At 71.4% G+C, this 23,769-nt stretch carries 20 protein-coding genes; 11 read left to right on the forward strand and 9 right to left on the reverse strand.

Annotation, left to right across the window (positions count from 1 at the left end; genetic code table 11):
* Window positions 1-424 precede the first annotated feature (424 nt).
* Together nudC and AB2L57_RS07330 are read left to right on the forward strand one after the other, a co-directional pair.
* Complete coding sequence (gene nudC, locus AB2L57_RS07325) at window positions 425-1,336, forward strand: NAD(+) diphosphatase (RefSeq protein WP_409048422.1); 912 nt, start codon at window positions 425-427, stop codon at window positions 1,334-1,336.
* Window positions 1,333-3,153 carry an ATP-dependent helicase gene (locus AB2L57_RS07330; protein WP_409048423.1) on the forward strand — a complete coding sequence of 607 codons (1,821 nt, stop codon included), beginning with the start codon at window positions 1,333-1,335 and terminating at the stop codon, window positions 3,151-3,153. Before nudC ends, AB2L57_RS07330 begins: the two co-directional genes overlap by 4 nt.
* Window positions 3,154-3,938: 785 nt before the next feature.
* Here the strand turns inward: AB2L57_RS07330 and AB2L57_RS07335 are convergent.
* The gene (locus tag AB2L57_RS07335; RefSeq protein WP_409048601.1) at window positions 3,939-5,348 is read right to left on the reverse strand and encodes a zinc-dependent metalloprotease; all 1,410 of its coding nucleotides are present in this window, start codon (window positions 5,346-5,348) and stop codon (window positions 3,939-3,941) included.
* A 163-nt stretch (window positions 5,349-5,511) separates the two neighbouring features.
* Between AB2L57_RS07335 and AB2L57_RS07340 the strand changes: the two genes are divergently transcribed.
* Window positions 5,512-6,630 (forward strand): PDZ domain-containing protein, encoded by a 1,119-nt coding sequence (locus AB2L57_RS07340; RefSeq protein ID WP_292809875.1) that lies wholly within the window; start codon window positions 5,512-5,514, stop codon window positions 6,628-6,630.
* Between the two features lie 101 nt (window positions 6,631-6,731).
* Window positions 6,732-9,656 carry a UPF0182 family protein gene (locus tag AB2L57_RS07345; protein WP_292809846.1) on the forward strand — a complete coding sequence of 975 codons (2,925 nt, stop codon included), beginning with the start codon at window positions 6,732-6,734 and terminating at the stop codon, window positions 9,654-9,656.
* A gap of 88 nt (window positions 9,657-9,744) precedes the next feature.
* Here AB2L57_RS07345 and AB2L57_RS07350 read toward each other — a convergent pair whose 3' ends face one another.
* The 7 genes from AB2L57_RS07350 to idi are packed head-to-tail and all read right to left on the reverse strand — an operon-like array spanning window position 9,745 to window position 15,480.
* Window positions 9,745-10,638 (reverse strand): prenyltransferase, encoded by an 894-nt coding sequence (locus tag AB2L57_RS07350; protein ID WP_409048424.1) that lies wholly within the window; start codon window positions 10,636-10,638, stop codon window positions 9,745-9,747.
* Window positions 10,635-10,940, reverse strand: a complete 306-nt coding sequence (locus AB2L57_RS07355) for a lycopene cyclase domain-containing protein (RefSeq protein ID WP_292809842.1) — start codon at window positions 10,938-10,940, stop codon at window positions 10,635-10,637. Before AB2L57_RS07355 ends, AB2L57_RS07350 begins: the two co-directional genes overlap by 4 nt.
* Window positions 10,937-11,302: a lycopene cyclase domain-containing protein gene (locus tag AB2L57_RS07360; protein ID WP_292809840.1), complete on the reverse strand. Its 366-nt coding sequence runs from the start codon at window positions 11,300-11,302 to the stop codon at window positions 10,937-10,939. Before AB2L57_RS07360 ends, AB2L57_RS07355 begins: the two co-directional genes overlap by 4 nt.
* Before the next feature lie 2 nt (window positions 11,303-11,304).
* Window positions 11,305-12,882, reverse strand: a complete 1,578-nt coding sequence (gene crtI, locus AB2L57_RS07365; RefSeq protein WP_409048425.1) for a phytoene desaturase family protein — start codon at window positions 12,880-12,882, stop codon at window positions 11,305-11,307.
* A complete protein-coding gene (locus AB2L57_RS07370) occupies window positions 12,879-13,829 on the reverse strand; it encodes a phytoene/squalene synthase family protein (RefSeq protein ID WP_409048602.1) in 951 nt (316 codons plus the stop codon). The genes crtI and AB2L57_RS07370 overlap by 4 nt, the downstream gene beginning before the upstream one ends.
* On the reverse strand, window positions 13,829-14,902 hold the full coding sequence (locus AB2L57_RS07375; RefSeq protein WP_292809834.1) for a polyprenyl synthetase family protein: 1,074 nt from the start codon (window positions 14,900-14,902) through the stop codon (window positions 13,829-13,831). The genes AB2L57_RS07370 and AB2L57_RS07375 overlap by 1 nt, the downstream gene beginning before the upstream one ends.
* A complete protein-coding gene (idi, locus tag AB2L57_RS07380) occupies window positions 14,899-15,480 on the reverse strand; it encodes an isopentenyl-diphosphate Delta-isomerase (RefSeq protein WP_292809832.1) in 582 nt (193 codons plus the stop codon). Before idi ends, AB2L57_RS07375 begins: the two co-directional genes overlap by 4 nt.
* Before the next feature lie 83 nt (window positions 15,481-15,563).
* Between idi and AB2L57_RS07385 the strand changes: the two genes are divergently transcribed.
* The 6 genes from AB2L57_RS07385 (at window position 15,564) to dapF (ending at window position 21,428) form a co-directional block, all read left to right on the forward strand.
* Window positions 15,564-16,013 carry a MarR family winged helix-turn-helix transcriptional regulator gene (locus AB2L57_RS07385; RefSeq protein WP_292809830.1) on the forward strand — a complete coding sequence of 150 codons (450 nt, stop codon included), beginning with the start codon at window positions 15,564-15,566 and terminating at the stop codon, window positions 16,011-16,013.
* A 252-nt stretch (window positions 16,014-16,265) separates the two neighbouring features.
* A complete protein-coding gene (gene recA, locus AB2L57_RS07390; RefSeq protein WP_292809828.1) occupies window positions 16,266-17,333 on the forward strand; it encodes a recombinase RecA in 1,068 nt (355 codons plus the stop codon).
* Between the two features lie 2 nt (window positions 17,334-17,335).
* Complete coding sequence (locus tag AB2L57_RS07395) at window positions 17,336-18,001, forward strand: regulatory protein RecX (RefSeq protein ID WP_292809826.1); 666 nt, start codon at window positions 17,336-17,338, stop codon at window positions 17,999-18,001.
* Between the two features lie 40 nt (window positions 18,002-18,041).
* Window positions 18,042-19,592 carry a tRNA (N6-isopentenyl adenosine(37)-C2)-methylthiotransferase MiaB gene (miaB, locus tag AB2L57_RS07400; RefSeq protein ID WP_292809824.1) on the forward strand — a complete coding sequence of 517 codons (1,551 nt, stop codon included), beginning with the start codon at window positions 18,042-18,044 and terminating at the stop codon, window positions 19,590-19,592.
* Entirely contained in the window at window positions 19,589-20,545 is a 957-nt protein-coding gene (gene miaA, locus AB2L57_RS07405) for a tRNA (adenosine(37)-N6)-dimethylallyltransferase MiaA (protein WP_292809822.1), read from the forward strand. The genes miaB and miaA overlap by 4 nt, the downstream gene beginning before the upstream one ends.
* A 10-nt stretch (window positions 20,546-20,555) precedes the next feature.
* Window positions 20,556-21,428: a diaminopimelate epimerase gene (gene dapF, locus AB2L57_RS07410; protein WP_292809820.1), complete on the forward strand. Its 873-nt coding sequence runs from the start codon at window positions 20,556-20,558 to the stop codon at window positions 21,426-21,428.
* A gap of 27 nt (window positions 21,429-21,455) precedes the next feature.
* Here the strand turns inward: dapF and AB2L57_RS07415 are convergent, their stop codons facing one another.
* Entirely contained in the window at window positions 21,456-22,100 is a 645-nt protein-coding gene (locus AB2L57_RS07415) for a class I SAM-dependent methyltransferase (RefSeq protein WP_292809818.1), read from the reverse strand.
* A 126-nt stretch (window positions 22,101-22,226) separates the two neighbouring features.
* On the opposite strand from AB2L57_RS07415, the gene hflX reads away from it, so the two are divergent.
* On the forward strand, window positions 22,227-23,762 hold the full coding sequence (hflX, locus tag AB2L57_RS07420; protein ID WP_292809816.1) for a GTPase HflX: 1,536 nt from the start codon (window positions 22,227-22,229) through the stop codon (window positions 23,760-23,762).
* The last annotated feature ends 7 nt before the right edge of the window (window positions 23,763-23,769 follow it).

Raw genomic sequence — 23,769 nt, forward strand, 5'->3', positions numbered from 1 at the left:
CCGCTCCCGGCCCCCCGGGCAGATCCGCCGCCTCGACGCGGTATCCGGGCAGCAGGTCGGTCACGAGCGCTCGGGCCTCGCCGAGGATGGCTTCGCCCAGGAGCTCGGGGGCGCGGAAGGGCAGGAGCGCACGGGCGCCCGAGGTGAGCGCCCGCAGTGCCAGGGCCTCGGCGGCGAGGTCGCTCGCGGCCGACGGGTCGACGGGAACGCGCACGACGACGCGTCGTCCGTCGGCGAGACCGACGGCGGCGCTGTCGTAGCGCCCCGACTCGCCCGCCGAGAGCGGCGCGGCCGAGATGGCGGCCGCCCCGGGCAGGGCCGCGCTCACCGTCGCGGCTAGAGTGAGGGGGGAGCGGGTCATGCCTAAAGGGTAGGTCGAGCGCTCGCCGCTCTCCCCACGCCACGCCCGCGAAAGGGGTCATCCATGCCGCTGACGGGCGCCCCCGACGGACTCCTGCCCGTCGGGACACCGATCGATCGAGCCGCCGCGCTGCGCGATCAGCCGGGGATCCTCGACGAACTCGCCGAGGATCCGACCAGCCGCGTCCTCGTGCTGCGCGGCGCCCGGGCCCCGCTCACCGCGGACGGGCTGGGGCTGCAGCTGCGCCCCGTGCACGACACCGACCTCGTTGTGCGCGCCCTGCTCGGGCGCGACGACGCGGGAGCCGTCCTGCTCGCGCTCGAGGACGACGATGCGGATCCCTCCTGGCGGCCCCTCGGCGGATGGGCCGAGCTGCGCACGGTCGGCGGCACGCTGCGCGCCCGGGACGCGGATCTGGCCACCCTCGCGATGAGCGTCGCGCGCTGGCTGCGCGACGCGGAGTTCTGTCCGGCGTGCGGAGCGCGCACCGAGGTGCGCCAGGCCGGCTGGTCCCGGCACTGCCCTTCCTGCGGTCGGGAGCACTTTCCCCGGACCGATCCCGCGGTCATCGTCGCCGTCACCGACGGCAATCGCCTCCTGCTCGGCTCCAACGCGGCCTGGCCGCAGGGTCGCTATTCATGTTTCGCGGGCTTCGTCGAGGCGGGCGAATCTGCCGAGGCCGCACTCGTCCGCGAGATCGAGGAGGAGTCGGGCGTGCGCATCGCCGCGGTCGAGTACCTCGGCTCGCAGGCCTGGCCCTACCCGCGCTCGCTCATGCTGGGATATCTCGCGCACACCTCCGACCCGGATGCCGCGCGCCCCGACGGCACGGAGATCGTCGAGGTGCGCTGGTTCGAGGCCGACGAGATCGGCGCCGCGCTCGCGGGAGAGGGCGACGTCACGCTGCCGGGCGCAGCATCCATCTCCCGCGCCCTCATCGAGCACTGGCACCGCACGGTGCGACGCGGTCGATGACGGACGCGGCAGACGGAGCGGAACGGGCGCTCGCGGATCTGGACGAGCGGCAGCGGGAGGCCGCGTCGACGGTACGGGGGCCGGTGTGCGTGCTCGCGGGAGCCGGCACCGGCAAGACGCGCGTGATCACGCACCGGATCGCCTACGGCGTCGACACCGGGATCTACTCGCCGCAGCGCGTGATGGCCGTGACGTTCACGACGCGGGCCGCCGGCGAGATGCGGGGCCGGCTGCGCGCCCTCGGGATCGAGGGGGTCGCCGCGCGCACCTTCCACGCGGCGGCGCTGGCGCAGGTGAACTACTTCTGGCCGATCGTCGCGGGAGGTGAGAGCGCGCCCCCGGTGTCGCCCAACAAGGTGCGCGTGCTCGCCGATGCGGCCTCCCGCAACGGGCTCTCGCTCGATACTCCGACGCTGCGCGATGTCGCGTCCGACATCGAGTGGCGCAAGGTGTCGATGCTGACCCTCGAGGACTACGCCCGTCTCGGCCGGGCCGGAATCGGTCGGCTGAGCCCGGGCGCCGTGATCGACATGCACGATGCGTACGAGCGTCTCAAGGACGAGCGGCGTCAGCTCGACTTCGAGGACATCCTGCTGACCTGCGCCGGCATGATCGAGTCCGAGCCTCGCGTCGCCCGGGCGGTGTGGGAGCAGTACCGCCACTTCACGGTCGACGAGTACCAGGACGTCTCGCCGCTGCAGCAGCGCCTGCTCGAGCTGTGGGTCGGAAAACGCGACGACCTCTGCGTGGTCGGCGACGCCAGCCAGACCATCTACTCGTTCGCGGGCGCCGACCCGCGCTATCTGCTCGATTTCGAGCGCCGCCATCCCGGAGCCCTCGTCGTGCGTCTCGAGCGCAACCATCGCTCCGACCAGAGGGTGCTGGATGCTGCCAACGCGCTCATGCGCGGCAGGCCCGGGGCACTGCAGCTCGTGGCCGCCGCCGCAGCACGCGACGAGCCCGCCGCGGCTCCGGCAGCCGATGCCGTCGCGGCGGCGCCCGCCCTGCCGGATATCGCGGTCCGGGCCGCAGAGGATGAGATGGACGAGGCGCAGGCGGTCGCGGCGCAGATCCGGCGCCGGATCTCTGCCGGCGCCTCACCCGACGAGTTCGCGATCCTCTACCGCTCCCATGCGCAGTCGGCCGCGCTCCAGCGCGCCCTCGCGGCGGCCGGCATCGCGGCGAGCGTGCTCGGCGGAAAGCGCTTCTTCGAACTGCCCGAGGTGCGCGAGGCGGTCATGATGCTCCGCGGGGAGTCCGTCGCGGGAGGGCGTGGCCCGCTCGTTCCGGCCGTGCGGGACGTGCTGCGCTCGCTGGGTCTGACGGAGCAGCCCCCCGAGGCGGGCGGAGCGCTGCGCGACGCGTGGGAGGCGCGTGCGGCTCTCATGCGCCTGGCCGAGCACGCGGAGCCCGGGACGACCCTGCGCGCGTTCACCGACGATCTGGCGGCGCGTGCGAAGGACCAGCACGAGCCGGGGCTGCGTACGGTCACTCTCGCGACGGTGCACGCCGCGAAGGGACTGGAATGGGAGCGCGTGTTCATCGTCGGTCTCTCCGAGGGCCTGCTGCCGATCTCGCACGCGCGGGGACTCGATCAGATCGACGAGGAGCGGCGGCTGCTGTACGTCGCCCTCACGCGGGCACGGCGCGAGGTCGGGCTGTCGTGGTCGCGGCGGGGCGAGCGGGGGGACCGGGAACCGTCGCGATTCCTTGCGGAGCTCGGCATCCGCACGACGCGTGCGGCGGGTGATCCTGCACGGACGGCATCGCGTGCCCCGCGCGCATCAGCACGGACGAGCCGGAGCGAGGTGCGCTGAGAGCGCGCAGCACCGCGGCGGCAGCCCGGTGCATGAGCTCGACGGGCACCGGCGGGCTGGGCGCGACGAGCAGCTGGGTCGCGATGCGCGGCCACGCATCGTCTCGATCGCGTTCGGCGAGGTCGACGCACGTCGTACACGCCGTCTCGCCCGGGATGACGAGCGGGCCCACGCGCACGGTGCGTCCCGAGGCGATCACGGGCAGATGCGGTCGATCCGCGCGCAGGTGCACGGCGGCGCGCCGCGGATCGACGACGTGGCGGGCGAACAGCACGACGGCATCCACGCGGGGCTCCGTCCCCGCCACCCACTCGGACACCGCCCGCCCGTCGGCGTGCAGTGCCCGGCGCACGGTCTCGATCAGTGCTCCGGCGCCGGCCTCGCCGTCCACGCTCTCCAGGCCGACGCGGGCGAGCACCGGGGGTCGTGGCGCGTCGGGGTCGGTGCGCAGGAGGATCGCACCGAGGTCGTCGAGGAACCGTCGCACCTCCCGGGTGTGCACCCTGTGCAGATCGGCCCAGACGTCGATGCCCGATTCGGGGAACCCCCGCGCGAGCTCGATGAGAAGGCGCTCCTGCCATGGCGACGGGTCGGTCACGACGGCGACGGCGTCGCGGCCGATCTGGAGCGTGTCGGCGTCCCGCCAGAGCGGAAGGTGAGCGGGGTCGAGGCGCAGCATGAGCGTCATGCGCTGATTCTGGCGATGACAGGCCGCCCGGACGGTCTTCTCCACAGCGACCCGGGCAACCGACGCCCGGGTCATGCCCTGGGGAGGGGGCGCGGACCTATGCCGGACGCGGAGGCTCTTCCTCGCCCGTGGCGTCGTCCGAGGGGCTCGTCCCCTCACCCTCGCCGTCGTCGGGCGCCGGCTCCTCGCCCGCGAGGATGCGTGCGATGGCGTCGTCGAGTTCGTCGGCGCTCACCTGCTCACCGCGGGCGCGCGCCTGCAGCCGCGTGATGAGGGCGTCGGGGTCGTCGATGTCTTCGGCGGTCGGCATGAAGTCGGGGTAGTCCCAGAGGGAGTCCCGCGCCTCGATGCCGACGGCGTTCGTGACGGCGCGCCACATCGCTGCGGCCTCGCGCAGACGCCGAGGCCGCAGCTCCAGTCCCACGAGAGATCCGAGTGCCTGCTCCGCGGGTCCGCCTGCCGCGCGGCGGCGGCGCACCGTCTCGGCGATCGCGCCCGCCTTGGGCAGGCGCGCCGTCGCGTCCTCGGTGACGACATCCACCCAGCCTTCGACGGTCGCCAGCAGGGTCTCGAGCCGGCCGAGCGCCTGGCGCTGCGCCTCGGAGTGCGCCGGCAGCAGCGCGCCGCTCTCGAGCGCCTGGCGCAGCTCTTCGGGGCGCTGCGGGTCGAAGCGTCCGGCGAGGTCCTCGAGCGCCTCGGTGTCGACGCGGATGCCGCGCGCGAACTCGGTCACCTGCGAGATGACGTGCAGACGCAGCCACTTGGCGTGGCGGAACAGGCGCGCGTGGGCGAGCTCGCGCACGGCGACGGCGAGTGCGAGCTGGTCTTCGCCGATGTCGAGGTCGCGGCCGAAATCGGCGAAGTTCTGCGGCAGGATCGCGGCTTTGCCCGCGGGCATGACCGGGATGCCGACGTCACCGCCGCTGATCACCTCGGTCGAGAGGCGGCCCACGACCTGGCCGAGCTGGGTGGCGAACAGGGAGCCGCCGACGGTGCGCATCAGCCGGCCCGCGCCCTGCATCATCGCGCGCATCTCTTCGGGCGCCTGCTCCTCGAGCGTGGCGGTCAGGGCGTCGGCGATGCTCTCGGCGACGGGTTCGGCCAGCTCCTGCCAGACCGGAAGGCTCGCCTCGACCCACTGGGCGCGGGTGAGCACACGCGCGCTGTGAGCGAGGTCGGAGATCGTGGTGGCCTCGCCGAGCCAGAGCGTCGCGAGCGCGAGAGCCTCGTCGAGGTCCACGCGCTGGCCGTCGGTGACGCTGAGCGCGCCCGACTCGGCGATCTGCAGCGCCTGCCGCTTGGCGAGATCCCACGAGATGCCGTCACCGCCGCCCGCGAACGCGCCGCGCAGCTGCTGCGAGATCATGGCCAGCATGGAGGGATCGACCGGCATCCCGGTCAGTCGCTCGATCTCGGCGGGGTCTATCCCGCCCTGCCCGCCGAGCATGCGTCGCAGCAGTTCGGAGAGATCGTCTTCGTTGCGGGAGTCATCGGAGTCGTCGCCCAGCACTTCAGCCGCCTTTCAGCGTGGTTCGGGTCGGTGGTTCTACGCTAGTCGCAGCCGGCCGAGCATCTCCTGGACCCGGCCATCCGCCCTTACGCCGTTCGCGAACGGCGCCCCCGGAACCCGCACTCGACACACCCCGGTGCGCGCGCAGAAAGGCACCGCCGTGGCGCTGTTCGACGAATCGCTCGACATCGAGCCCCGCCGACGACCGCCGCTGCGCCGCTCGTCGCGCATCGGATTTGCCGCGCTCGCGGTGGCGCTCGTCATCCTCGCGGCTCTGTCGTTCCTGCCGACGGGGTACGTCATCCAGCAGCCGGGCCCGGTCTACAACACCCTCGGCACGGCCGCGACGGGCGAGGGCGAGGAGGTTCCGCTGATCAGCATCGAGGGCGCCGAGACCTTCGAGACCACGGGGTCGCTCGATCTGACGACGGTCCAGGTGGTCGGAAACCGCGAGCGCACGCCCTCGTGGATCGAGCTCGTCGGCGCGTGGTTCGACTCGTCCCGCGCGGTCGTGCCGATCGCCAGCGTTTTTCCCGCGGGGCAGACCAGCGAGCAGCGCAACGAGGAGAGCGCTCAGATGATGGTCGACTCCCAGCAGGAGGCCACCGCCGCCGCGCTCACCGCCCAGGGGATCGATGTGGGGGCCCGGGTGCGCGTGTTCTCCTTGCCCGAGGACTCGCCGGCCGAGGGCGTGCTCGAGGCCGACGACATCATCGTCGCCGCCGAGGGCGAGCCCGTCGACGACGTCGAGCAGCTGCGCGAGATCGTGCAGCGGGGCGAGGGCGACCCCGTGGCGCTGACCGTCGAGCGCGCGGGGCAGACCGAGCAGGTCGAGATCCTCCCCGAGTTCAGCGAGGATGCCGACGCCTGGCAGGTGGGCGTCTCGATCATCCACGACTACGACTTCCCCGTCGACGTCACCATCCAGCTCGACAACGTCGGAGGGCCCAGCGCCGGGATGATGTTCGCGCTCGGCATCATCGACACGATGACGCCGGGGGAGCTGACCGGCGGGCTCGACATCGCCGGGACGGGCACGATCGACGCCGACGGCGTCGTCGGGCCCATCGGCGGGATCCGGCAGAAGCTGTACGGGGCGCGCGGCGCCGGCGCCGAGTACTTCCTCGCCCCGGAGGCCAACTGCGACGAGGTCCAAGGCCACATCCCCGCGGGGCTCCAGGTGTTCTCGGTGGCGACCCTCGACGATTCCCTCGCCGCGCTCGAGACGCTGCGGGAGGGGGGCGACCTCGACGCGCTCCCCGCCTGCACCACCGGCTGAGGGCATCGGCCACCCTCCCGCCCATGCCCGGCGCGGCATCCGGGGCACTCTCGCGGCGGGCGCTCGGCGAAGGCCCAGATCCGCGCGCCTAGGATGGACGGGTGACCACGACTTCTGCGCCGAAGCCGGCGGCCCCCCGTACCACTCGTCGAGTCGTCGCGATCTCGCTCGCCGTGATCGCCGCGCTGCTCATCGGATTCTTCATCTTCGCGTCGCTGTACGCCGACTTCCGCTGGTATCAGCAGCTCGGCTTCGACAGCGTGCTGCTGACGCAGTGGATCGCGCGTGTCGTGATGTTCCTCGTCGGGTTCTTCGCGATGGCGGTGCCGGTGTGGCTGACCATCCAGCTCGCCTACCGGCTGCGCCCCGTCTACGCACGCCTGAGCAGTCAGCTCGACCGCTACCAGGAGGTCGTCGAGCCGCTGCGCCGGCTCGCGATGTGGGGCATCCCGATCTTCTTCGGATTCTTCGCCGGGTTCACCTCGTCGACCCAGTGGGAGACGGCGTGGCTCTGGGTCAACGGCGTCACGACCGACGTCACCGACCCCCAGTTCGGAATCGACACCGGCTTCTACCTCTTCGCGATGCCGTTCTACAGCGCGACGCTCGGCTTCGTCTCGGCCGTCCTGCTGATCTGCCTGCTCCTGACGGCGGTCGTGTCGTACCTGTACGGATCGGTGCGCGCCGGCCAGCGCGAGGGCGGTCGCTGGGAGCTGCGCATCTCGAAGTCCGCGCGCATCCAGCTCGCGATCATCGCGGGCCTGTACCTCGTCGTGCAGGCGGCGAGCCTCTGGCTCGACCGGTACAAGACCCTCAGTGAGACCGGCGACCTGATCACCGGCCCCGGCTACACCGGCGTCAACGCGATCATCCCCGGTCAGGCGATCCTCGCCGGCATCGCGCTCCTGGTCGCGATCCTCTTCTTCGTCACCGCGATCATCGGCCGGTGGCGCTTCCCCCTCATCGGCACCGCGCTGCTGCTGGTCTCGGCGATCGTCGTCGGAGTCGGCTATCCGTGGATCGTGGACCGTTTCCAGGTCGCGCCCAACCAGTTCACGCTCGAGGAGGAGTTCATCGAGCGCAACCTGGTGGGCACGAAGGAGGCGTACGGCATCGACGGGCTCGAGAAGACCGAGACGACGGCCGCGACCAACGCGGAGTCGGGCGCCCTGCGCGAGGACGCCGCCACGACGGCATCCATCCGCATCATGGACCCCGCCATCATCGGCCCCACCGTCCGGCAGCTCGAGCAGTTCCGTGCGTACTACCAGTTCACCGAGGTGCTCGACGTCGACCGCTACGAGATCAACGGCGAGTCGCAGGACACGGTCGTCTCGGTGCGTGAGCTCGACCTCGACGCCCTGGGCGATGCGGGAACGTGGCAGAACAACACCATCGTCTACACCCACGGCTACGGGCTCGTCGTCGCGGCCGGCAACCAGCGCACCCCCGACGGCAACCCCGTCTTCCTCGAGCGCGGCATCCCCACCACGGGATTCCTCAGCGAGAACCCCGACTTCCAGCCCCGCGTCTACTTCGGCGAGAACTCGCCGCTGTACTCGATCGTCGGCGCACCCGAGGGCTCCACGCCCGTCGAGCTCGACTACCCGCGCGGCGAAGAGGGGGCCAACGAGACCAAGACGACCTTCACGGGCGACGGCGGTCCCGCGATCGGCAACCTCTTCGACAAGCTGATCTACGCGATGAAGTTCCAGTCCACCGACATCCTGCTCTCGGACTTCGTCAACGAGGACTCGCAGATCCTCTACGACCGCGATCCCGCGCTGCGCGTGCAGAAGGCGGCGCCGTACCTCGAGCTCGACGCCGACCCGTATCCGACGGTCGTCGACGGGCGCATCGTGTGGGTCGTCGACGGGTACACGCTGGCCTCCACATACCCCTACTCGCGCACGGTGAGCCTGTCGCAGGCCATCACCGACAGCACCAACCCTTCGCCGCGATTCGCGATCGACGACATCAACTACATCCGCAACTCGGTCAAGGCGACGGTCGACGCGTACGACGGATCGGTCACCCTCTACGCGTGGGATCCCGAGGACCCGGTGCTGCAGGCATGGCAGAACATCTACCCGAACACCGTCGAGCCGATCAGCGAGATGGGTGGTGAGCTGATGAGCCACGTGCGCTACCCGACCGACCTGTTCAAGGTGCAGCGCGCCATGCTCGGGCAGTACCACGTCGATGACGCGCGCTCGTTCTATCAGCGCGACAACGCCTGGTCCACGCCCAACGACCCGCAGGACCCCAACCGCCTGCAGCCGCCCTACTACCTGACGATGCAGATGCCGGGACAGGAGGACCCCACGTTCTCGATGTTCACGACCTTCATCCCGCCGGGCACGGGCACGGCCTCGCGCAACATCCTCACCGGCTACCTCGCGGTCGACTCCGACGCGGGCTCGGTCGCGGGCGACGTCGCCGAGGACTTCGGCAAGCTCCGCATGCTCGAGATCAGCGCCGACACGACGGTGCCCGGTCCCGGCCAGGTGCAGAACACCTTCGACGCCGATCCGGTCATCTCGGGTCAGATCAACCTGCTGCGGCAGGGGCAGTCCGAGGTGCTCAACGGCAACCTCCTGACGCTTCCCGTCGGCGGCGGCTTCCTGTACGTCCAGCCGGTCTTCGTGCAGTCCTCCGGCGGCACCCAGCTGCCCACCCTGCAGAAGGTCCTGGTCGCCTTCGGTGACGACATCGCGTTCGAGGACACCCTCAACGAGGCCCTCGACACGCTGTTCGGTGGCGACTCCGGTGCCGACGCGGGCGATGGAGACGTCGATCCCACGGCCGAGCCGACCCCGGGCGACACGTCCTCGCCCGCTCCCTCGGAGCCCTCGGACGGCTCGGGCGGTGGCGTCAGCATCGAGGTCGACGCGCTCCTCGTCGAGGCCCAGCAGGCGATGCTCGAGCGTGACGCCGCGATGCAGGCCGGCGACTGGGCGGCGTATGGCGAAGCCGATGCGCGTCTGACCTCGGCGATCGAGCGCCTGCTCGCGCTGTCGGAGTAGGCGAGGGCGGGCCGCGGCATCCGGAGCCGATGACGCTCAGTGGGGCAGGAGGAATCCTGCCCCACTGTCGCGCGCCCGGTGGCGTTCTTCAGGCGGTGAGCGCCCACCACCAGATCAGCAGCAGGGTCACGCCGAAGCCCGCGATCTGGTTGAGCCACAGAAACCTGCGCCAGCCGGCGGTGGCGCGATGGGCCTGGGCATCGGGCACGCTCCGATACGGCCACACGGCGACCAGGTAGGGCAGCACGAGCAGTCCCGCGAGCGGGCCGGGCCACGTCGCGCCGAGCGTGGCGACACCCGCGAGCGCGTAACAGAGCAGGGCGAATCGGACGGTCCATGCGGCACCCCGCACGGTCGCGATCGAGGCGATGCCCGCTTCGCGGTCGGCCACGACGTCCTGCACCGCCCCGAAGGCGTGCGACGCGATTCCCCACAGCGCGAACGCCACGATGATCGCGACGAGCGGGAGCGTCCACGTCGCTCCGGCGAGGACCAGGCCGTACACGGCGGGGGAGAAGAAGTGGATGCTGCTGGTCAGCGAATCCGCGAAGGGCCGCTCCTTCAGCCGCAGCGGCGGTGCGGAGTAGAACACGACGAAGAACATGCTGAGGGTCAGCACGAGCCACGACAGCGGATCGCCGACAGCCACGAGGTACACCAGGAAGGGTGCGCAGGACAGCCCCGCCGCCCACAGGGTGACGGGGTGCATGCGCCGATCGAGCACGGCCCCGTGCGCTCCGCCCTTTCGCGGGTTGCGCAGGTCGGATTCGTAGTCGAAGACGTCATTGACCCCGTACATGGCGAGGTTGTAGGGCACGAGGAAGAACAGCAGGCCGATGACCAGCGTCGCGTCGATCTCGCGCGCCGTCAGCAGGTACGCCGCGGCGAAGGGATAGGCCGTGTTGATCCAGCTGACCGGACGCGAGGACACGACGAGCTCGCGGGCGATGGTGCCGGCGGACAGGCGGGCGGAATCGTTCACGGGGTCTCCGGTCGGTGCAGAAGCGTCCAGACGGCGGGCACGAGGAAGGCGGCCGCGACGGGGTAGGCGAAGTCCTCGATCGGCGCGAGGCCCACACGCACCCCGCTGAGGTGTTCGGCGGGGTAGGTGAAGAGCCCGGCGGCGATCATCGCGTTGTCGAACACCGCCGTCAAGGCGACCAGCACCACGGCCGCCAGCGCGGACGCCGACATCCTGCGGGCGAAGTCGGGGCGGCGCGCGGTTGCGAGAGCCGTCACGGCGGCGATCAGCAGGAACGGCAGCACGATCAGGGGATACGTCACGCGTCGCTCCGCGGCGCGCCGGAGGACGCAGGAGGACGACGGGAGCGCCGTGCGAGCCCAAGACCCGCCGCCGCCGTGGTGATGAGGGCCAGGTAGCAGAGGAAGGCGAGGAAGAATACCTCCTCGAGCGGCAGGTGCGGTGCGAGGTCGATGCCGATGTAGAGGGGGGAGTCGCCCTTCACGAACACGCCCGTGCTGATGCCGACCGCGTCCCACGCGAGGAAGAACGCCGTGCCGATGCCCACCGCGGCGAGAGCGCGGGCCCGGGCCCCCGGCATCCACAACACGAGCCGGAAGCGACGGTCGAGCAGGGCGATCCCGGCGGTCGAGAGCAGGATCGCCAGCAGATACAGGCCCGGCACGCTCAGCTCTCCGCGAGCGCCGGCTGCGGCTCGTCGAGCGGACCCGCCGAATCGTCGCCGCGCAGGCGCTTGACGACGAGCTCGGCCGAGATGAGGCACATCGGCAGTCCGATGCCCGGCAGCACGTCGGCGCCCGCGTAGTACAGGCCGTCCACGCGCCGCGAGGCGTTGCGGGGGCGGAAGACCGCGCTCTGGGTCAGGATGTGCGACAGGCCCAGGCTGTTCCCGCGCCAGGTGCCGAGGTCGGCGGCGAAGTCGCCGGGCGAGATGGTGCGGCGCACGACGATGCGCTCGGCGAGGTCGGGGATGCCGCACCACTGCGCGATCTGCGCGATCACGCGGTCGGCTGCCGTCTCGATCGCGGCGTCGCCGTCGCCGTCCACGCCGCCCCGGCCCGGCGTCGGATCGGCGGGCACGGGGACGAGGACGAAGAGGTTCTCGTGACCGTCGGGGGCGACGTCCGGATCGGTCGCGCTCGGGCGGCAGATGTACAGCGAGGCCGGGTCGGGCGTGCGCGGGTGCTCGCCGAAGATCGCGTCGAAGTTGTCGCGCCAGTCCTGCGTGAACAGCAGCGTGTGATGGGCGAGCTGGGGCAGCTCGCCGCGGACGCCGAGCAGCAGCAGCAGCGCGCCGGGACTGGGGGTGCGCTTGGCCCACCACGCCTCGGGATAGGTCTGCAGGTCGGGGGGCAGCAGCGTCGTCTCCGTGCGGTGCAGATCGCCGGCGGCCACCACCGTGTCGGCGGGCACGTCGCGGATCGTGCCCGCGGCATCGCGCACCCGGACGCCGGTCGCGACCGCATCGGCGGTGGTGATGGCGACGACCTCGACGCCCGTCTCGATCGTCACGCCTCGCTCGCGGGCGAGCCGGGCGATCGCCTCGATGATCGTGGTGAATCCGCCCCGCGGATAGGCGACGGCGTCGCCGAGGTCGAGGTGGCTCATCAGGTGGTACAGGCTCGGCACTGCGAAGGGCGAGCCGCCGAGGAAGACCGCGGGGTAGCCGAGCACCTGGCGCAGCCGCGGGTCGGCGAACCGGCTCTCGATGTGCTTGTGAAGCGGGCGCGTGAGCAGCGGCGCGAGGCGCGGCAGGCGGCGCAGCAGCGCGGGATCGCGCAGGCCCCGCGTGCTCGCGTACCCGTCGTAGAGAAAGCGCGTCACGGCGAGGTCGTACGCGTCACGCGCCGAGTCGAGGTAGTCGCGCAGTCGGTCTCCCGCGCCGAGCTCGACGCGCTCGAACAGGGCCGCGGCCTCCTCGACGCCCGAGCGCACCTCGAGCGCCTCGGCATCCCCCTCGGTGAAGACGCGGTAGGCGGGATCGAGGCGCACGAGATCGAGCTCCTGCTCGGCGCTCGTGCCGAGCAGGCGGAAGAAGTGATCGAACACCTCGGGCATGAGATACCAGCTCGGGCCGGTGTCGAAGCGGAAGCCGTCCTGGTCCCACGACCCGGCACGGCCGCCGAGCTGCTCCCGCGCCTCGAACACGGTCACCTCATCGCCCTCGTCGGCCAGCAGCGCGGCCGTGGCGAGTCCTGCGATGCCGCCGCCGATGACGGCGACGCGGCGGGGGGTGGTTCTCATGCGGGGTCCTCCCGGTCGGGGCCGTGCGGGGGTGTCGGCGGGGCCCCCGGTGCGGGGTGCGGATGCTGTCGCGGAGCGCGCGGCGGCATGCCCGCGGCCGCGCGGGCGAACAGCGCCGCCTTGACGGGGTCGGGCACACGCACGCGGCCCGCCTCCGGGTCGGCGACCCGCAGGCGGGCGCTGAGCTCGGCGAACAGGTCGTGCGCGCAGACGACGGCGCGGCGGCTGTCGCGGGGCAGCATCGGCACGACGGCGGCGGCGGCGGCGAGGTCGGCGTCGATGTCATCGAGCACGGCGATACGCCGCGCGGGGCCCTCGTCCAGGCGCAAATAGTCGCGGCCGAGGTCGTGCGTGTCCTGCCCGTGGTCGCGCAGAAAGTTGACGTTCTGGAAGGCGGCACCGAGCCGGCGCGCGCCGGCGACGAGAGCGGTGGGGGCCGGCCCCGGGGCGGCCGATCCGGCGTTGACGAAGGCCTGCAGGCACATCAGGCCGACGACCTCCGCGGAGCCGTACACGTAGGCGACGTGGGAGCGCTCGTCGTGGGCGCTCACCGTGATGTCTGCGCGCATCGACGCGAAGAAGGGGCGCACGAGGTCGTCCCCGATCGCGCACACGCGCGCCGTCCGCGCGAACGCGTGCACGATGAGGTTGGCGCTGAAGCCGGTGCGCATCGCCTCGAGGGTCTGCTCCTCGAGCGCGTCGAGCTCGCGGGACTCCTCGTCGGCGGTGAGCCCGGCATCCCGTGCCGGTCCGTCGACGATCTCGTCGGCGACGCGGACGAGGGCGTAGATCGAGCGCACGTGGGTGCGCACCCGCGGACCGAGCAGACGCGATGCGAAGCCGAACGACGTCGAGTAGTGCCCGATGACCGTGCGCGCGGCATCCTCCGCGGTGCGGTCGTACAGGGCCAGGCCGGTCCGCTCGGCGGACGCGCGTCGTCGGCCGATCACGGGATGCGGGCTTCGACGGCGCGGACGAGGTCCTCCAGCAGCGCGGCGGTGCGATCGGGCACGGCCGCGGTCGTGGCGATGCTGCGAGCATCGGCGAGGGCGTCGGCGACCAGGCGCTCCAGCTCGCCGCGGGCCCCGCTCTCGTCGAGCACCGTCTGGGCGCGCCGCACCGCGATCGGTCCCGTGCGCGCCTCGGTGAGCGCGCGGTGCACCTCGGGCCAGGCGGCGGTGGCCCGGGCGAGGGCGATGAGAGCGGTCTGCTTGGCCTCGCGCAGGTCTGCGCCCGCGGGCTTTCCGGCCTGCTCGTCGGTGCCGAACGCGCCGATCAGATCGTCGACGAGCTGGAAAGCAAGTCCCAGGCGGCTGCCGAACCGGGCGAGGTCCGCCTCGACCGAGGGCTCCGCGCCCGCGAGCACGGCGCCGGCGCGCAGTGGCGCCGCGAAAGAGTATACGGCGGTCTTGTCGTGCGTGACGGCGAGCACGGCGGCGGCCTCGGGAGCCTCGTCGAGCACGGAGTGCGCGATGTCGGCGAGTTCGCCCGCAGCCGAGACGAGCACCGCCTCGTCCAGCAGATCCAGCAGCCGCTCACGGGCCGGTGCGCTCGTGGGCGCGCGGGCGATGAGCCGCTGCGACTCGTGCAGCAGCAGATCGCCGGCGAGGATGCCGGCGGCATCGCCGAGCAGGGCACAGGCCTCGGCATCCGCCCCCATGCCGGCGGCGTATGTCCGGAACTCGCCCGAGACGTTGGGCACACCGCGGCGGACGGTGTCGTGATCGAGGATGTCGTCGTGCATCAGGAACGCCGCGTGCAGCAGTTCGAACGCCGCGGCGACGGGGTACAGCGCGGGCGTGTCGTCGGGGGAGCCGGCGAGGGATTCGAAGGTGGCGACCACGAGCGCGGGCCGGAACCGCTTGCCGCCCGCGGTCGAGCGGCGCATCGCGGTGCCGAGGTCGGCGAACGCTCCGCCGAAGGGCGCCATGCGGCTCTCGATGCGGGCGATCGCCTGATCGATGGCGTCGTCGACGCGCACCCGGTGCGCACCGAGCAGCGATGTGGTGAGGGGGGTCATGACGCGCGACGCTGCGCGTGGTGGGTGGGAATGGCGATCGACGCGGGCTCGGCGGCGCGGAAGAGATCGAGCTGCTGGGCCTGCAGCACGAGCCAGGGGCTGAACGCCCAGGGCGTGGACCGCAGCGATGCGGCGAGGTCGGCGGGGGCGACCCACTCCCACTCGAGCACCTCGCGGGGGTTCGGCGAGAGGTCGTCGGAGGTGCGCGCGACGTAGACCGGGCAGATCTCGTGCTCGACGATGCCCGAGGCATCCGTGGCGCGATAGCGGAAGAGCGGGAGGGCGAGCTCGATGTCGCTCACCGAGATGCCCAGCTCGAAGTCCGCGCGACGGCGCACGGCCTGGAGCAGCGGTTCGGCGGGGCGGGGGTGCCCGCAGAACGAGTTCGTCCACACGCCCGGCCAGGCCTGCTTGTCGAGCGCCCGGCGCGTCACGAGGATGCGCCCCTCGGCATCGAGGACATGGCACGAGAAGGCCAGGTGCAACGCGGTGTCGGTGCCGTGCACGCTGGACTTGGGTGCGGTGCCGATCTCGTTGCCCTCGTCGTCGAGCAGGACCACGTGGTCGGTATCGTGCATGGGGGCTCCGTCCGTATTTCGCTAGTTTGGCTAGCAATTTGGTGTTCCCGATGTTACACATGGGGGGTGGGGGTGTCCATCGAGTGAGAGACGTCGACGATTCGGTCATCGAGGTGCTGCTCGCCGTGCGCTCGCTCGGAGACGCCCTCGACCGCATGCACGGCGCCATGGGTGATGACATGGAGATGAACCTCACCGACCTGCGCGCGCTGCGCATGATGGTAGAGCGCGAGCGCCGGGGGCAGGCGGTGAGCCCGCACGACCTCGCGAGGCACCTGCGCATCTCGACGGCGTCCACCTCGAAGCTCATCGACCGACTCGAGACGGCGGGGCATGTCGAGCGGCGTCCGCACCCGAGTGACCGCCGGGCGCGGGTGCTCGTGCTGACCGAGCACTCCCGGCGCACGTTCTTCGCGCATTTCGGCGAGCACCTCGCGACGATGCGCGCCGTCACGATGCGATACCCGCCCGATCAGCGAGTGGTCATCGGCGCCTTCCTCGATGAGATGGCGAGGGCGCTCGATCCCGTCTGACCGGGTTCGAACGCGTTCCGCAACACGCCGCGCGCCTGTCGAAACTATGTTCGTCGCGGCGTAGGCTCCTCCACAGGTCGGTTCCGACCGCGTCGTCCCCCGTCACGGGTGGCCCTCCGATGGATGTCGGAGGCCCTCCGTAGCGTGGTTCGCACATCGGATCCACCCCCGCCTTGTCGAAGCACCCGGGCCGCCGGCCCGCACGCGCGACAGCCTGCAGGCGAGCGAACCGCGACACAGAAGGAGCACGGCATGCCATCACCCGCCGACCGCGAGAAGGCCCTCGAATCCGCCCTCGCACAGATCGACCGTCAGTTCGGAAAGGGTTCGGTCATGCGGCTGGGCAGCGACGAGCGCGCACCGGTCGAGGTCATCCAGACCGGCTCGATCGCGCTCGACGTCGCCCTCGGCGTGGGCGGTCTCCCGCGCGGGCGCATCATCGAGATCTACGGCCCCGAGTCCTCGGGAAAGACGACGCTCACCCTGCACGCGATCGCCAACGCGCAGCGCGCGGGCGGCATCGCGGCCTTCATCGACGCCGAGCACGCCCTCGACCCCGAGTATGCGATGAAGCTCGGGGTCGACATCGATCAGCTCCTCGTGTCGCAGCCGGACACGGGTGAGCAGGCGCTCGAGATCGCCGACATGCTGATCCGCTCGGGATCGATCGACCTCATCGTCATCGACTCGGTCGCGGCTCTCGTCCCGCGCGCCGAGATCGAGGGTGAGATGGGTGACTCCCACGTGGGTCTGCAGGCGCGCCTGATGTCTCAGGCGCTGCGCAAGCTCACCGGTGGGCTCAACCAGACCGGCACGACGATGATCTTCATCAACCAGCTGCGCGAGAAGATCGGCGTGTTCTTCGGTTCTCCCGAGACCACCGCGGGTGGCAAGGCGCTGAAGTTCTACGCCTCGGTGCGCCTCGACATCCGCCGTATCGAGACGCTGAAGGACGGCTCGGACGCCGTCGGCAACCGCACCCGGGTCAAGGTCGTCAAGAACAAGATGGCACCGCCGTTCAAGCAGGCCGAGTTCGACATCCTGTACGGCACGGGCATCTCGCGCGAGGGCAGCCTGATCGATTTCGGCGTCGAGCACGCCATCGTGAAGAAGTCGGGCGCCTGGTACACGTACGAGGGCGAGCAGCTGGGTCAGGGCAAGGAGAACGCCCGCAACTTCCTGCTCAAGAACGCCGACATCGCGGCCGACATCGAACAGAAGATCAAGCAGAAGCTCGGCATCGGCGTGCCCAAGGCGCTGCCTCAGGTGCCGGCCGACGCGCCCGCCGCCGAGCAGCTGGCCAAGAAGCGCCCGGCCTGATCGTGGCCGTGCGCTTCGTCGACGGGGGCGAGCCCGAACACCTCGCCCCCGTCGTGCCGCTCTTCCCGGGGGTGGCGGTGCCCGCCGTTCCCGAACAGGCGATGGATGCCGCGGCCGCTGACAGCGCCGACCCGCGCTGTCTTCCCTCGGTCGCGACCGCGTCGGGCGAGTCCGTCGGGCTCACCCGCGACGGCGCCGAGGGTGTGCTGCTGAAGAGACTGCGCACGCGGCAGCTGTCGGTCAGGGAGGCGCGCGACATGTTCGCCGAGCGTGAGGTCGACCCCGAGACGGCCGAGGCGATCCTCACCGACTTCGAGGATCGCGGCTACCTCGACGACGCCCGATTGGCGGAGCAGCTCGTGCACGGCGCCCTCACGCGCAAGGCGCAGGGGCGCCGCGCGATCGCACAGTCGCTGTCCACGCGTGGCATCCCGCGTGAAGTGGTCGACGCCGCCCTCGACGAGCTTCCCGACGATGAGGCTGAGCGGGCCCTCGAGTTCGCCCGACAGAAGGCGCGCTCCATGGGCTCACTCGATCGCGACGCCGCGCTCCGCCGACTGCACGGGCAGCTCGCGCGCCGGGGTTTCGGGGGACCCGTCGCGATGGGGGCGGCGCGGCAGGCGCTGGATGAGGCGAGTGCGGGCACCGCGGGCCCCCGGTTCCGCTGAGACCCGCGGGCGCGGCGGCGCTCGTACAATCGAAGGCATCATGTCCTCTCCCTCTTCCGCTCCCACGCTCATCGCGCCCTCACCCGCCGCGCAGACCGACGATGGGCGTGCCCGCACCTATGAGGTGCGTACCTTCGGGTGCCAGATGAACGTGCACGACTCCGAGCGCCTGTCCGGCTCGCTCGAGAGCGCGGGGTACGTGCCCGTCGAGAGCGGCGCCGATGCCGACGTCGTGATCATCAACACGTGCGCGGTGCGCGACAACGCCGCCGGCAAGCTCTACGGCACGCTCGGTCACCTGAAGTCGCGCAAAGACAAGCACGCGGGCATGCAGATCGCCGTCGGCGGATGCCTCGCGCAGATGGACAAGCAGACGGTGCTCGATAGGGCACCGTGGGTAGATGTGGTCTTCGGCACGCACAACATGGGCTCGCTTCCCGGGCTGCTCGAGCGGGCCCGACACAACGGCGAGGCCGAGCTCGAGATCCTCGAGGCCCTCGAGACGTTCCCCTCCACGCTGCCGACCAAGCGCGACGCCGTGCACAGCGGCTGGGTCTCGATCTCGGTCGGCTGCAACAACACCTGCACCTTCTGCATCGTGCCGAGCCTGCGCGGCAAGGAGAAGGACCGTCGCCCCGGCGACATCCTGAGCGAGATCCGTCTGCTTGTCGACGACGGCGCGATCGAGGTGACACTGCTCGGCCAGAACGTCAACTCCTACGGTGTCGAGTTCGGCGACCGGCAGGCGTTCGGCAAACTGCTGCGGGCCGCGGGAGAGATCCGCGGTCTCGAGCGCATCCGATTCACCTCGCCCCACCCCGCCGCCTTCACCGACGACGTCATCGACGCCATGGCCGAGACGCCGGCCGTCATGCCGCAGCTGCACATGCCGCTGCAATCGGGCTCCGACCGCATCCTCAAGACGATGCGCCGTTCGTACCGCAGCGAGCGGTTCCTCGGCATCCTCGATCGCGTGCGTGCCCGCATCCCGCACGCGGCCATCACCACCGACATCATCGTGGGCTTCCCGGGCGAGACCGAAGAGGACTTCGAAGACACGCTGAGGATCGTGGAGCAGGCACGTTTCGCCAGCGCCTTCACCTTCCAGTACTCGATCCGCGAGGGCACACCCGCCGCCACGATGGCGGACCAGGTGCCCAAGGCGGTCGTGCAGCAGCGATACGAGCGCCTCGTCGCGCTACAGGAGCGCATCAGCCTCGAGGAGAACCAGGCGCAGGTCGGTCGCTCGCTCGAGGTTCTCGTATCCAGCGGCGAGGGCAAGAAGGACGCGGAGACGAGGCGTCTCACCGGACGCGCCGAAGACAACCGTCTCGTCCACTTCGAGCTCCCCGAGGGGTCGGAGACGCCGCGGCCCGGCGACATCGTCACGGTCGACGTCACGCGCGCGGCCCCCTTCTTCCTCGTCGCCGACAGCGGCGACGGCGAGGCACTGCGCATCCGGCGCACCCGCGCGGGCGACGCGTGGGACCGAGCACAGGCGGAGACCTGCGCGGTGCCCGCGGCGCCCTCATCGTCCGGTGCCCCGCGTGCCGTGTCGCTCGGACTGCCGTCGATGCCTCCCCGCGCGTGAGCGCTGCGGCGCCTCGTCTGTTCGCCGTCATCGGCGCCACGGGGACAGGCAAGAGCGACCTCTCGCTCGAGCTCGCCGAAGCTCTCGCCGCCCGAGGTGAGGGCGCCGAAATCGTCAACGCCGACGCCATGCAGCTCTACCGCGGCATGGACATCGGCACGGCGAAGCTTTCGGCGCCCGCGCGGCGCGGCATCGCGCACCATCTGCTGGACGTGTTGGATGTCACCGAGGACGCCGCGGTCGCGCGGTACCAGGCCGACGCGCGTGCCGCGATCGCCGACATCCGCGCTCGGGGGTCTCACGCGATCCTCGTGGGAGGGTCCGGGCTCTACGTCTCGAGCGTGCTGTACGAATTCGCCTTCCCGCCGCGCGACGCCGCCGTGCGCGCGGATCTCGAGGCCGAGCTCGACGCGCACGGACCCGGGCCGCTGTTCGCACGACTGCGCACGCTCGACCCCGAGACCGCGAGGCGGATCGACCCCCGCAACGGACGCCGACTCGTGCGGGCGCTCGAGGTGCTCGCACAGGGCAGCGCGACCCACGGCGCGGCCCTGCCGGATCAGCCGCGCAGATGGATGCCGGCGACCGTCATCGGATTGAGCGACGATCGCGCCGCGCTCGTGGAGCGCCTCGACCGGCGCGTCGAGGCGATGTGGGCCGACGGTCTGCCGGGCGAGGTGGAAGCTCTGCGTGCTCGGGGCCTCGAGCGGGGAACCACGGCACGCCGCGCCATCGGCTACGCCCAGGCGCTCGCGCAGGTGGAGGGCCGGCTGAGCGCGGCCGACGCGATCGCCCAGACGCAGGCACTGACCCGCCGATACGCGCGGCGCCAGGTGTCGTGGTTCCGTCGGTACGCCGACGTGCGCTGGTTCGCCGCGGGCGACGTATCGGGCGCGCAGGTGCTCGCGGAGGACTCGATCCGACGGCAGCATCCCGATCCGGTGGGCCCGTAGACTTCTCGGCATGCCCCAGACCATCGCGTTCACCAAGGGCCAGGGCACCGGCAATGACTTCGTCATCGTGGCCGATCCCGACGGCGAGCTCGAGATCACCGCGGCCCAGGTCGCGGCGCTCTGCGACCGCCGATTCGGCATCGGCGGCGACGGCCTGCTGCGCGTGGTGCGATCCGCAGCACTCGGAGACGGGTCCGGTGCCGCGTCCGAGGGCGCCGAGTGGTTCATGGACTACCGCAACGCCGACGGCTCGATCGCCGAGATGTGCGGCAACGGCATCCGGGTGTTCGCCCGGTACCTCGATCACGCGGATCTCGCGGGCGGCTTCGATGAGGGCGTGCGCATCGGCACTCGGGCCGGCGTCAAGACCGTGCGACGCGACGCGTCCGGCTTCGAGGTGGACCTCGGCGCCTTCGACGCGGACGAGGCCGCACCGCTCGTGCGCGCGAGGGGCCTCAGTGTCGCCCGCCCGGGGCTCGGCATCGACGTCGGCAACCCGCACGTGGTCATCGCGCTCTCGAGCGACGACGAGCTCGATGGACTCGACCTCACCTGGCGCCCTGTGCTCGATCCCGAGCCGGCGGCCGGGGCCAACGTCGAGTTCGTCGTGCCCGCCGAACCGCTCGTGCAGGACGGCGTCGGGATGATCCGCATGCGCGTCTTCGAGCGCGGTGTCGGCGAGACGCTCAGCTGCGGAACGGGCGTCGCCGCCGCCGCTCTGGCTGTCCGCCACTGGGCGGGCGCGGGTGCGCCCGACCGCTGGCGTGTCGAGGTGCCCGGCGGAACGCTCGGTGTGCGGGTCGCGCCCGGTCGCGACGGTGCCCACGTGTTCCTCTCCGGTCCTGCCGCGCTGGTGTTCTCCGGCGAGGTCGCCCTGGCCTGATCCCGCGGCTGGCGCGGAGCGCCGGAATCAGGGGACGACGGTGATGGGGGTGGTGGGAGGAGTGCCGTGCCGGCGCACCTTGATCACGCGATACCCACGCCCCGTGGCGGCACGGTGAACGCTGTAGCCGCGGTCGAAGGTGGCTGCCAACCACCGCTGGAGGGAATCGGACCCGAGATTGCGCTGCACGACGAGCCAGGCGTCGCTGCGCTCGTCCAGCCGGGGGATCCACCGCTCGAGCAGCCCGTGCAGTTCGTTCTTGCCCACGCGGATCGGCGGGTTGGAGCGGATCCCGCGGAAAGACAGGCCATCGGGAACATCGTCGGGCGTCACGGCGTTGACGTTCTCGAGCCCCAGCTGCGCGGCATTTCGGCGCACGAGATCGAGGGCTCGCTCATTGACATCGACCGCCCAGACGGTCGCGTGCGGCGATTGGAGGGCCAGGGTGAGAGCGATCGGTCCCCAGCCGCATCCGAGGTCCAGCAACTGACCGCCCGGAGGTGCGGCCGGAGTATTGGCCAGCAGCACCGCCGTGCCGGCATCGAGCCGGTCGGGGCTGAACACACCGCCAGCCGTCGTCACCTCGAGGTCGCGACCGTCGAGGGTCACGCGCACACGGCGCAGATTCTCGGGGCTGGCGGGACTCGATGAGAAATAGTGGTCGCTCGCCATGGGAGCGAGCGTAGCGGAGGACCCGCGGGCCGCGGGAGGCTAGAGTTCTGGAGCACCGCGGGGAAGCGGGCGACGGATGCCGCCACGTGCGCACGACGCCGGGCCGCAGCATCCTGAAGGGAAGACATGACGGACAAGATCCAACCCGTACACGAAGACGACGCCGTCTCGCCGGAGGGCGCCACGGATGACGCGGTCAGCCGCGTGCTCTCCCGCGCGGACGCCCGCTCCGGGGTGCGTGTCTTCGGCGCGGCGCAGGCGCTGCAGGACACCTCGACCGCTCGCGGCGGCGACACGGACGGCGACCAGTGGGATCTCGAGGACCGCCTCGCGCTGCGCAGGGTACCGGGGCTTTCGACCGAGCTCGAGGACGTCACCGAGGTCGAGTATCGCCAGCTTCGGCTGGAGAACGTCGTGCTCGTGGGGGTCTACCCGCAGGGCGAGCAGGAGGATGCCGAGAACTCGCTCCGCGAACTCGCCGCCCTCGCCGAGACGGCGGGCGCCATCGTGCGCGACGCCGTGCTGCAGAGGCGCCCGCATCCGGACCCCGCGACCTACCTCGGGCGGGGCAAGGCCGTGGAGCTGCGCGACCTGGTCGCGGCGGTCGGTGCCGACACCGTGATCGCCGACACCGAGCTCGCCCCCAGCCAGCGGCGCGCGCTCGAGGATGTCGTGAAGGTCAAGGTCATCGATCGCACGACCGTGATCCTCGACATCTTCAGCCAGCACGCCAAGAGCCGTGAGGGCAAGGCGCAGGTCGAACTCGCCCAGCTCGAGTACCTGCTGCCGCGTCTGCGCGGCTGGGGTGACTCGATGAGCCGTCAGGCCGGTGGTCAGGTCGGTGCGGGCGGGGCGGGCATGGGATCGCGAGGTCCTGGTGAGACGAAGATCGAGCTCGACCGGCGCCGCATCCGCACGCGGATGGCCATCCTGCGGCGCCAGATCCGCGATTTCGGCCCTGCCCGCGAGGCCAAGCGCGCCGAGCGCAAGCGCCACACGATCCCCTCCGTCGCGATCGCCGGATACACCAACGCCGGCAAGTCGAGCCTGCTGAATCGGCTCACCAGCGCGGGCGTGCTCGTCGAGAACGCGCTCTTCGCGACTCTCGACGCGACCGTGCGCCGGTCCGAGACGCCCGATGGCCGGGTGTACACGCTGACCGACACCGTCGGGTTCGTGCGCAACCTGCCGCACCAGCTGGTCGAGGCGTTCCGCTCGACCCTCGAGGAGGTCGCGGGCGCCGATGTCGTCGTGCACGTCGTCGACGGTTCGCACCCGGATCCGGCGGGGCAGCTCGCGACGGTGCGCGATGTGATGGCGGATGTCGGGGCACGGGGTTCGCGCGAGATCGTCGTGTTCAACAAGGCCGATCTGCTCGGTGACGACGACCGGCTCCTGCTGCGTGGCCTCGAGCCCGAAGCGCTGTTCGTGTCGTCTCGCACCGGCGAGGGCGTCGGCGAGCTGAGATCGGTCGTCGAGGCGGCGCTGCCGCTGCCGGCGGTCGAGGTGCGCGCTCTCGTGCCGTACGACCGCGGAGACCTCGTCTCGGCGGCGCACGACTCCGGCCTGATCCTGTCGGAGGCGCACGAAGAGGGCGGCACGGCGCTGCACGCGCACGTCTCGGAGCGTCTGGCGGCCGATCTCGCTCCGTTCCTGCGCTGAGCGCGGT

This window comes from Microbacterium sp. HA-8, from assembly GCF_046111165.1.
GTDB lineage: Bacteria > Actinomycetota > Actinomycetes > Actinomycetales > Microbacteriaceae > Microbacterium.

Bases quoted from the DNA above. Each gene is read 5' to 3' on its own strand.
- dapF (WP_292809820.1), top strand. From the start codon at position 20,556: ATGCCCCAGACCATCGCGTTCACCAAGGGCCAGGGCACCGGCAATGAC.
- hflX (WP_292809816.1), top strand. From the start codon at position 22,227: ATGACGGACAAGATCCAACCCGTACACGAAGACGACGCCGTCTCGCCG.
- AB2L57_RS07415 (WP_292809818.1), bottom strand. From the start codon at position 22,100: ATGGCGAGCGACCACTATTTCTCATCGAGTCCCGCCAGCCCCGAGAAT.
- nudC (WP_409048422.1), top strand. From the start codon at position 425: ATGCCGCTGACGGGCGCCCCCGACGGACTCCTGCCCGTCGGGACACCG.
- miaB (WP_292809824.1), top strand. From the start codon at position 18,042: ATGTCCTCTCCCTCTTCCGCTCCCACGCTCATCGCGCCCTCACCCGCC.
- crtI (WP_409048425.1), bottom strand. From the start codon at position 12,882: ATGAGAACCACCCCCCGCCGCGTCGCCGTCATCGGCGGCGGCATCGCA.
- recA (WP_292809828.1), top strand. From the start codon at position 16,266: ATGCCATCACCCGCCGACCGCGAGAAGGCCCTCGAATCCGCCCTCGCA.
- AB2L57_RS07330 (WP_409048423.1), top strand. From the start codon at position 1,333: ATGACGGACGCGGCAGACGGAGCGGAACGGGCGCTCGCGGATCTGGAC.
- AB2L57_RS07375 (WP_292809834.1), bottom strand. From the start codon at position 14,902: ATGACCCCCCTCACCACATCGCTGCTCGGTGCGCACCGGGTGCGCGTC.
- idi (WP_292809832.1), bottom strand. From the start codon at position 15,480: ATGCACGATACCGACCACGTGGTCCTGCTCGACGACGAGGGCAACGAG.